The organism is Cupriavidus sp. 01T418, assembly GCF_056398885.1.
The window spans coordinates 433,909-443,314 of record NZ_JBFTQG010000001.1 but is presented as its reverse complement, the minus strand read 5'-3'; the positions used below and the strand labels follow the sequence as shown (position 1 = coordinate 443,314).

Genomic DNA, 9,406 nt, shown 5'->3' with positions numbered 1-9,406 from the left:
ATAACTTGTAAGCTAAAAGACCGAAGCCTTCCGCATCCGCTATCAAGCGCCCACACTTATCGGTTGTTTGTTTGTTAAAGAACGGCACCCGGTTCGCTTTGCTTACCGCGTCGCTGCGTTGTCCGCAGCAGAGAAACGAGATTATGAAGCGCAATCCGCGTTTCGTCAACAGGTTTTTTGACTTCCGTTCGCCGCGCCTGCCGCGCCGCCAACCACCCTGCCAACCCCCGCAACCCTTGTCCCGTCTGCGTTGCCGCCCGGTGTTCGTGTTGCGAGGGGGCGAACTATAAGGGACCCATTCGGTCCTGGCAAGCGTTTTCTGAAATTTCTTCAGGGCAGTTTGTGACGCGGTGATGAAGCCAGTTCCCGAATCCCGGCGCAGGGCGGTCTGCCTCGCGGCGGCTGTCTATTAGAATCAACGGATGCCCGACTTCCCGATCTACCAGCCCACGCGCCAGCCGGCCAAGACGCCCCGGCACCTGGATGCGCAAGCACTGGCCGAAGCACTTTCCCGCCCCATCGTCTTTGTCGACCTGGAAACAACCGGCGCCGACGCCACCCGCGACCGCATCACTGAGATCGGCGTGGTCGAAGTGGGGCCGGACGGCATTGTCGAATGGGACACCCTGATGGATCCCGGCATCGGCATTCCGCCCTTTATCCAGCAATTGACAGGTATCACCGATGACATGGTGCGCGGTAAGCCAAGCTTCGAGTCGCTGGCGCAGACCCTTGCGGAGCGGCTGCAGGGCAAGCTTTTCGTCGCCCACAACGCGCGCTTCGACTACGGCTTCCTCAAGAATGAATTCCGCCGCGTGGGCCTGACCTTTCGTGCCGACGTATTGTGCACGCTACGCCTCTCGCGTTCGCTTTTCCCGTCGGTAGCGCGGCATGGCCTGGACGCGCTGATCGCCCGGTTTGAATTGCAGCCCAAGGGCCGGCACCGGGCCCTGGCCGACGCCGAACTGCTATGGCAGTTCTGGCAGAAGATCCACGAGCTATACACAGTGGACCTGGTCGAATCAGCAGTGAAATCGCTGGTCACGCGCGCGAGCCTGCCCGCCGGGCTGGAAGAGACTGCCCTGGACGATGTGCCCGATACCGCCGGTGTCTATCTCTTCTATGGCGACCAGGATATGCCTCTCTATATAGGGAAGAGCATCCACCTGCGCCAGCGCATCGGCGCGCACTTCTCCGGAGATCATCGCGCCGCCCTGGAAATGCGGCTGGCGCGCGCGGTGCGCCGGGTCGATTGGCGCGAAACCGGCGGCGAGGCGGGAGCGCTGCTATTGGAAGCACACCTGATCAAGACGCTGCAGCCGCTGCACAATCAGATGCTGCGCCGGAATGCAGGGTTGTTTGCCTGGGAACTGGCGCCCGGACTAAGCACGCCGATACTGCGCTCGAATCGCGACACGGATTTCTGCCGCCACCCTAACTTATATGGCGCCTTTCCCAGCCGGGCGAGCGCCGAGGCGCACCTGGCCGACCTGGCCCAGGCCCATCAGCTCTGCCAAGCCGCATTGGCCCTGGAAAAACCGGGCCGGCGAGGCCTGCCCTGCTTCGCCCGCCAGTTGCACCGCTGCCTGGGGGCTTGCACGGGCGACGAATCCCTGGCGTCGCACCGCGAACGGACTGCAACAGCCCTGGCGGACCAGGCGCTGCGGCCCTGGCCGTTCGCTGGCGCAGTGGCATGGCGCGAGCAGAGTGGCGGCAAGGCATGGTGGCATGTCCTGGAAGACTGGTGCTACCTGGGTTCGGTGTCGACGCTGGATGAAGCACCCGGCCTGTTGTCCGCGCCCGCGCGTTTCGACCTGGACACCTACCAGATCCTCGCGCCGCGGCTGGCGGCATTGCTCGCCACCGCCGTGCCGCTCGATGCGGTCCGGCCATTTGAACTGCAGGCGCCCTCGGCACCGGATAAGCCGCCGGCCGCGCCCGTTCCCGCCGCGACCACGCGCCGGCGCAGGCAGCCCAGCCCCGACCAGCAAACCTTGTCCTTTCCCGATCACTAGCAGTATCTCCGCGCGGAGCACGATCATGGCAAAGCAAAGCGACCATCTCAGCCTCGGCATCGATATCGATCTGCCCGCCGCTACTGTCTCCGCCTTCCTTGCCGTGCCCGAGAACTATCGCCGCTGGGCCAGCGGGCTAGGGGAACTGTCGCGGCAGCCGGATGGCACCTGGCTGACCCTTACGCCCCAAGGCCCGATGGGAGTCCGGTTCACACCCGCCAATCCTTACGGCATCGCCGATCACTATGTGCAGCCAGCCGATGGCGAAGAGATCTATATCCCGATGCGCGTGATCGCCAATGGCAGCGGTGCCACCGTGTTATTCACCCTGCTGCGCAATCCGGGCGTGAGCGACGCCCAACTGGAAGCCGACGCGGAGTGGGTCCGGCGCGACCTGGCCGCATTGAAAGCACTGCTCGAACAGCGGCAAGGCCCCTGACTGGGCATCCACAATCCGGCCAAGAAGTGAAACAGTATACAAAAAGTGCCTAAAGCGCGCCTATTTTTGGTGCAGGCCTTCCGCTGAGAATCCTGCCCAGAGTTCGAATTCGTGCCACTAGCTGTTGCTCCGCACAAGAAAGCGGCGATTGTTGGCGCTTCAACATTTGCCTTGCCCTCCACGAATTAATGAATATAGTATACCGATTTCGCGGTAACCCGACAGCCCCACTCCCGTGCGTCGTTCGCACTGCACCCCACAAGACGGAGCGCCAGCGTGACTCGGCAAGACATTCCAAGCACCGACACCCGGGAGCCGGAAGCGTGCTTCCTGCCCATATGGGAAGCAGCCGACCTGCTGACCAAGGGCCGCGCCAGCGCGTGGGACCTGGTGAACTGGTGCGAGGCCGCCTATGCCGCCTCACACCACGAGATCAACGCCATCATCCTGGCGGATTTCGCCGGTGCACGCTCCGCGGCCAACGCCAGCGACGAGCGCCGGCGCCGTGGAGCGGCGCTTGGCCCTCTGGACGGCATCCCCTTCTCCATCAAGGAATCCTTCGATGTAGCCGGCTGGCCCACCACATGCGGCAGCCCGGCCCTGCGCGGTAACATCGCGGCCAACGACTCGGCCGTGGTCGAGCGCCTGCGCGCGGCCGGCGCTGTACTGCTGGGCAAGACCAATGTGCCGATCGGGCTGCGCGACTGGCAGAGCTACAACGCCATCTACGGCACCACCCGCAATCCGCGCGATCCCGGTCGCACGCCCGGCGGATCGTCCGGCGGCAGTGCCGCCGCGGTCTGCGCGGGCATGAGCTTTTTCGACGTGGGCTCCGACATCGGCTCCTCGCTGCGCAACCCGGCACACTACTGTGGCGTGTTCTCCCACAAGAGCAGCCACGGATTGGTGCCGCTGCGCGGACATGGCATCGGCCACGGCTACGGCGAGCAGGAGATCAATGTGGCCGGCCCGCTGGCGCGCAGTGCGCACGATCTCGAACTGCTGCTGCGAACACTCGCCGGGCCCGACGGCAGTGAAGCACTGGCCTATCGCCTGGAACTGCCGCCCTGCAACAAGCGCGCTCTGGCTGACTTCCGCGTCGCCGTGCTGCCCAGTCATCCGCTGTGCGAGACCGACGCGGAAGTCAGCGACGAGATCGAAAGCCTGGGCCGCTGGCTGGAGGGCCAGGGAGCCCTGGTACGTTGGAATGCCCGCCCGGACTTCGATGCCGCTGCCCTCTGGCACGCCTATGTCCTGATGCTGCGGGCGACGACGTCGATCCATATGGATGACGCCAGCTTCGACGCAGCGCTGGCCCACGCCGCCGGCGCCGCGCCCGAGGACCACAGTTACGCCACGCTGCAATTCACTGGCGCCGGCATCCGGCACCGGCAATGGCTTCAGCTGCAGCAGGCGCGCGCCGCCTTCGCACAGTCCTGGCAACGCTTTTTCGGCGAGGTCAATGTACTGCTGTGCCCGGCCGCGGCCACCACGGCGTTTGCCCTGGATGAGACGGGCGAGCCGTGGCAGCGCACGCTCCAGGTCAACGGCCGCGCGCAACCTCTCACCAACCAGTTGTTCTGGGCCGGGCACTCCGGCCTGTGCGGGCTGCCCTCGACGGTGGCACCGATCGGCCCGGGCCACAGCGGCCTGCCGGTGGGCGTGCAGATCGTCGCCGGGCGCTTTGCCGACCTGACCTCCCTGCGTTTTGCCCAGCTGCTCGAAGCAGCGGGTTTTGCCTTCCGGCCACCGCCGGTCCAGTCCCACAAGGTGCATCGCGCTCCAGCGCGATAGAACAACTAGCGCCCCGCCCCTCAATTCGAACGAATCGAAGGATTCGAAGGAGAGATCATGTTCGCCTGGTTCAAGGATTTATCGACAATGGAGCGCAAAGGCTTTTACGGCGCGTTCCTTGGTCATGCGGTCGATGTGTTCGATTTCATGATCTACTCCTTCCTGATTTCGACGTTGCTGACCCAGTGGGGCATGAGCAAATCGACCGCCGGCGCCATCATCACGTGGACCCTGGTGTCCTCCCTGGTCGGCGCCATCGGCGCGGGCATCCTGGCCGACCGCTACGGCCGGGTGCGCGTGCTGCGCTGGACCATCGTGGTCTTCGCCGTGGCGTGCTTCCTGTGCGGGCTGGCCAGCACGCCCGAGCAGTTGCTGATGTTCCGCATGCTGCAGGGCCTGGGTTTCGGCGGCGAATCCTCGCTTTGCATGGTGCTGGTGACGGAGATGATCCGCAACCCGGCGCATCGCGGCAAGTATTCCGGCTTCACCGCCAGCAGCTATTCCTTCGGCTGGGGCGCGGCGGCCATTGCCTACGCCATTGTCTTCAGCGTTTTCCCGGCCGAAACCGCCTGGCGAGTCTGCTTCTTCCTTGGCATCCTGCCGGCGCTGGTGGTGATCTACCTGCGCCGCAACCTGGAGGAGCCGGAAGTCTTCGTCAAGAGCCAGGCCGAACGCGCCGCGGGTGGCGCGGCCGATACTCCCTCCGCCTGGCAGCAGCTGGCGCGCCTGGGCCGCAGGCCGCTGCTGGGCAAGACCGTGCTGTGCAGCCTGCTGTCGGGCGGCATGCTCGGCGCCTACTATGCGATCGCCACCTGGCTGCCTACCTTCCTCAAGACCGAGCGTGGGCTGTCGGTGTTCGGCACGAGTTCCTATCTGGCGATGACGATCTTCGGCTCCCTGGTGGGTTATGTGGCGGGCGCCTACGCCACCGACCGCTGGGGCCGCCGGCTGACCTATATCGCCTTTGCCGCCGGCGCCTTCGTCATGGCCCTGGTCTATATGGTGATCCCGGTCTCGAACACCTCGATGCTGTTCCTGGGTTTTCCGCTCGGCGTGCTGATGCAGGGCGTGTTCGCGGGCATCGGCGCCACCATCTCGGAGTCGTATCCCAACGACATCCGCGCCACCGGCTATGGGGTGTCGTACAACGTCGGGCGCGTGATCGGTTCGCTCTTCCCGTTGACGGTGGGATGGCTCAGCACCGGCCGCACCTCCTTGCCGCTGGCCATCGCCATCGTGGCGGGAGTGGGCTACATGATGGTAATGGGCGCCGCCTTGCTGCTGCCCGAAACCAGCGGCATTGACCTTGGCCAGGCCGGCGGTGACGGCGGCGCGCACGAGCCGTCCGCGGACGCGGACAAGATCGTGCTGGCGCCTTCTGTGGGCAAACCCGCATAAGCTGCGCCAGGCCGCTTGCGGCGCGACGGGGCGCTAGGCTAGTCTGCGCAAGGGGGCATGCCGGCCCCCGTCGTGGAGCCTCCATGCCCGCTGTTCGCCGTCTCTGCGCCTCGTCTCGCCTTCTGTTGACACCATTCGCCGCCATCGCCCTTGGCGGCTGTGCCGGTATCGAGCAATCCGCCATGCAGCGCGTGCTGGCTTCCTGGCAGTCCGCGCCGATCGAGCAGGCCAAGGCGCAGTGGGGCGCGCCGCAGGCGGTGCAGGCCGTGCCGGGCGGCACCGCGTACCTGTGGACCGAGGAAGTGCCACTGGCGCGCGCGCCGGGCAGCGGCCCGAGCGATGTGCGCGCACCCACCTCGCCGGAGCCAGCGCTGACACCCGGCCAATGCCAGCGCCGCCTGATCGCAGGTCCCAACGGCCTGGTCATCGGCGGCGACTGGTCCGGCAACGCCTGCTGCCTCACAACCATGGTCGGCCGCTGCCGCGCCCTGATCAGAAACGGCGCCGCCAATTGAGAAGACAGTCGCCGCGTGCGCGGCACCGATGCGCCGGGAGCGCCCGGCAAGCGGGCTGGGCACCTCTCCGGCACGGTGGTAGCTGCCTTCCTGCTCCGGCGAGGGCCGCCGCAACGCGCACGACGCTCAGGCGGCCTTGCTGCGCAGCCGGAGCATGCCCAGGCCGAGGGCGACAAAGGCGTCGCCCGAGATGCGCTTGAACAGCCGCACGCGGCGGGCCTCGGAGAAGCCACGCTTCATGCCCCCGCTAAGTGCATTCCGCAATGGCTGCCGGGCATGGTGTGCGGGCCACGGGGGCGAAATCCCGGGGGTATCGCGTACGGCAGCCTGGGATAGAGCGAACCATTGATGACCATCTGGCCGGGCAGGATTCTCATATTTAGTGTGTACTTTGCCATCTTGTCGCGTCTCCTCGTTTATATTGCGGCCTTGCCTTTCCCGGTTCCTGGCATCCACCGCCTCCGGCCCGGCTTGGCTCGCGACCGGACAACCGTTATTGTGACAATTTTATTGCATCAGGCCATGCCAGAAATCCCTGCAGGGACTTATGATGCCCCTGCCCGGCCGCAGCGGCACGTCAGCCGTGCGTGCACCCGGCGCGTTCAGATACCGGCAGGCCGCCGGGCGCGGGTCTGCGCCATGAGGTGCCAGACGCACTGGCGCGTAGCCTCCATGCCAGCCGGCGGCCCGGCTCCGCATCGCTGCCAGGGTCTCAGCCAAGGAAAGCCAACGTGAAATCGACCAACCGAGCCGTCGTCCTGTTCTTGTGGGCGGCGCTGTACTTCTGCACCGGCTACATCTCGCACAAGCTCAATGGCCCGTTCTCCGCCACCGGCTATATCTGGCTGCCGGCCGGCGTGACCGTGGCCGCGTTCATGCTGACGCCGATGTCGCGCTGGCTGCCGGTGGGGCTGGCCTTCTTTGCCGCGCAGATGTTGCTGGGCTGGGTGGAAGGACGCGACACCCTGCGGCTGATCCTTTTCTCGCTCGACGAAATCGGCTGCGCCGCGCTTGCGGTGGCCCTGGTCCGGCGCACGCACTTCTCGCTGGAGGGGCTGGCCTTCGTGCGCGGGCTGCTGATCGCCGGGGTGGCCAGCAGCGCCGCCAGCGCCGCGATCGGCGCGGGCTGGTTCACGATCATGCAGGACGTGCCGTTCTGGAACACCGCGCGCATCTGGGGCGCCGCCGACCTGGTCGGCGTGCTGATCGTCACGCCGGTGCTGGCAGGCTGGTCGCGGTTTCGCGCCATGCGTTCGGGCGGCATGAGCCGCGGCGATTTCCTGTTCGGCCTGGGCGCCTTCGCCGCGCTGGTCGTGACCACCTTCTTTATCTTCGATATCAAGACCCTGGCGGCGCTGCCGCGCGGCGTGGTCTTTGCGCTGACCTATATCCCGTTGTTCTTCGCCGCGGTGGTGACGCTGCTGTGGGGCGGCCGGGGCGGCTCGGTGGCGGTAGCGATCCTGGCGCTGTCCGTGCTGGTCAATTCCGGCCAGGGCCATGGCCCGTTTGCCGAAAGCGCGGCCCATCATGGCCGCTCACTGCTTGAAGCCCAGCTTTACCTGGCCGTGGCGGCCCTGCTCACGCTGCTGATCAGCACGCTGCGGACCAGCAGGGAACAGTTGCACGCGCAATCGGCGCGGCGCCAGAACGATGTCAAGCTGGCGCTGGCGGCGAGTTGCCAGCTGGTCTATTGCCTGGACCCGCACAGCGGCACGCTGCGCTGGAGCGGCGACGTGGAACGCACGCTGGGCGTACACGAAGACAGCTTCGCCAGACTCGACGACGTGCTGGCCCATGTGCACCCCGACGACCGCGCCCAAGTGCGCGACCGCTGGCTGCGCGAGTGCGACGGCGAAAACCGCACCGACCTGCTGTTTCGCCTGATGCTGCCGGCCGGCGACTGCACCATGGTGCTTGATATGAGTGGCCCGCTGCTGGACGGCGACGAGTCTGTTGCCATCATCGCCGGGGCATGGCGCCTGCAGGGCGCGGCCATATTCGAGGAACGCGACGCAGCATGACGGCTCCCAAGGGCAGCGGCACGGGTGCCCTGCTCATCCACGGCCTGGGCGGCACGCAGTTCGACCTCGGCCCCATGCACAAGGCCTTGCGGCGCGCCGGGGTGGAAACCCACGCGGTGACGCTGCCCGGGCACGCCGGCACCCCCGAGGATCTGGTCCCCGTGCGCGCCGAGCAGTGGCTCGACACGGTCACGCGGGCCTACGACGAGCTGGCCGGGCAATACGAGACCTTCCATATCATGGGCATGTGCCTGGGCGGACTGCTGGCCCTGGCGCTGGCCGAGCGCCGCCAGCACCGCAAGGGCCGGCTGGTGGCGCTGGCGGCGCCGGTGTATATCGACGGCTGGTCCACCCCCTGGTACCGCGCACTGCGGCACCTGGTCTATCACATCCCCACGCTGCCCGCGCGCATGCGGGTAGAGGAAGAGGAGCCGTTCGGCATCAAGAGCGACCTCGTGCGCGCCATCGTCAAGGCCAAGTTCGAGCGCGGCGACAACTTCCACTACCGCTGGGTGCCGCTGGCCTGCATCCGCCAGGTCGACCGGTTGCGTGGCTGGGTGCTGCGGGGCGCCCCGCGCATCGCCTGCCCCACGCTGGTGGTGAATGCCCGCGAAGACGAACTGACCAGCCTGCGCTCCGCCGACTTCCTGGAAGCCGCGATACCCGACGTGCGCAAGGTGGTGGTGGAAAACAGCTACCACATGATCTGCGTGGACAACGACCGCGAGCAGGTGGTCAGCAGCGTGCTGGAGTTCCTGGGCTTCGATCCGGCGCAGGCACGCCGCCCCGCGCGTGCCAGGGTCGAAGTGCCGATGAGCGGGGAAGCCGTCGCCGCGGTGGTCAACGAATACCTGCAGGCCCTCACCAGCGGCCACTTCGAGGCCATCTTCCCGCTGCTGGAGCCCGGCGTGCGCTGGCGCCACCAAGGCGAGCATCCGCTGGCAGGCAGCTACGATGACCGCGATGCGGTGATCGACATGTTCGCCAGGCTGCAGGCGCTGGCCGGCAAAACGGTGCGCATCGCCGTCACCGCGCCGCCGCGCATTGAGGGCGCCACCGCGGCAATCGATGTGGAGGCCACCTCGGTCATCGACGGCGAGGCGCGTCACAGCCAGGGCACGCAAACCCTGCGCATGCGCAATGGCCGCATTTCGGCGGTGACTTTCCGGCCCGCCGACAACGCCGTAGCCGCCACCGAACCGCTGCCGGCACCCGCGGGCTAGC

The 9,406-nt window shown here is 66.7% G+C and carries 7 protein-coding genes; all 7 read left to right on the top strand.

The features are described from left to right. The first annotated feature begins 422 nt into the window (after positions 1 to 422). The 7 genes from AC1DQ3_RS01980 (at position 423) to AC1DQ3_RS01950 (ending at position 9,405) form a co-directional block, all read left to right on the top strand. Complete coding sequence (locus tag AC1DQ3_RS01980; RefSeq protein ID WP_477118479.1) at positions 423 to 2,015, top strand: exonuclease domain-containing protein; 1,593 nt, start codon at positions 423 to 425, stop codon at positions 2,013 to 2,015. Positions 2,016 to 2,040: 25 nt separating this feature from the next. Then, positions 2,041 to 2,454 (top strand): SRPBCC family protein, encoded by a 414-nt coding sequence (locus AC1DQ3_RS01975; RefSeq protein WP_477118478.1) that lies wholly within the window; start codon positions 2,041 to 2,043, stop codon positions 2,452 to 2,454. Between the two features lie 276 nt (positions 2,455 to 2,730). Further along, the gene (locus AC1DQ3_RS01970) at positions 2,731 to 4,248 is read left to right on the top strand and encodes an amidase (RefSeq protein ID WP_477118477.1); all 1,518 of its coding nucleotides are present in this window, start codon (positions 2,731 to 2,733) and stop codon (positions 4,246 to 4,248) included. Positions 4,249 to 4,305: 57 nt separating this feature from the next. Then, the gene (locus tag AC1DQ3_RS01965) at positions 4,306 to 5,646 is read left to right on the top strand and encodes an MFS transporter (protein ID WP_477118476.1); all 1,341 of its coding nucleotides are present in this window, start codon (positions 4,306 to 4,308) and stop codon (positions 5,644 to 5,646) included. Positions 5,647 to 5,729: 83 nt separating this feature from the next. Then, positions 5,730 to 6,161, top strand: coding sequence for a hypothetical protein (locus tag AC1DQ3_RS01960; RefSeq protein ID WP_477118475.1), 432 nt, complete (start codon positions 5,730 to 5,732; stop codon positions 6,159 to 6,161). A gap of 731 nt (positions 6,162 to 6,892) precedes the next feature. Next, positions 6,893 to 8,182 carry an MASE1 domain-containing protein gene (locus tag AC1DQ3_RS01955; RefSeq protein WP_477118474.1) on the top strand — a complete coding sequence of 430 codons (1,290 nt, stop codon included), beginning with the start codon at positions 6,893 to 6,895 and terminating at the stop codon, positions 8,180 to 8,182. Continuing rightward, a complete protein-coding gene (locus AC1DQ3_RS01950; RefSeq protein WP_477118473.1) occupies positions 8,179 to 9,405 on the top strand; it encodes an alpha/beta fold hydrolase in 1,227 nt (408 codons plus the stop codon). Before AC1DQ3_RS01955 ends, AC1DQ3_RS01950 begins: the two co-directional genes overlap by 4 nt. Position 9,406 lies beyond the last annotated feature (1 nt).

Coding starts and splice junctions, on each gene's coding strand:
- AC1DQ3_RS01980 (WP_477118479.1), top strand. CDS start 423: ATGCCCGACTTCCCGATCTACCAGCCCACGCGCCAGCCGGCCAAGACG.
- AC1DQ3_RS01975 (WP_477118478.1), top strand. CDS start 2,041: ATGGCAAAGCAAAGCGACCATCTCAGCCTCGGCATCGATATCGATCTG.
- AC1DQ3_RS01965 (WP_477118476.1), top strand. CDS start 4,306: ATGTTCGCCTGGTTCAAGGATTTATCGACAATGGAGCGCAAAGGCTTT.
- AC1DQ3_RS01960 (WP_477118475.1), top strand. CDS start 5,730: ATGCCCGCTGTTCGCCGTCTCTGCGCCTCGTCTCGCCTTCTGTTGACA.
- AC1DQ3_RS01950 (WP_477118473.1), top strand. CDS start 8,179: ATGACGGCTCCCAAGGGCAGCGGCACGGGTGCCCTGCTCATCCACGGC.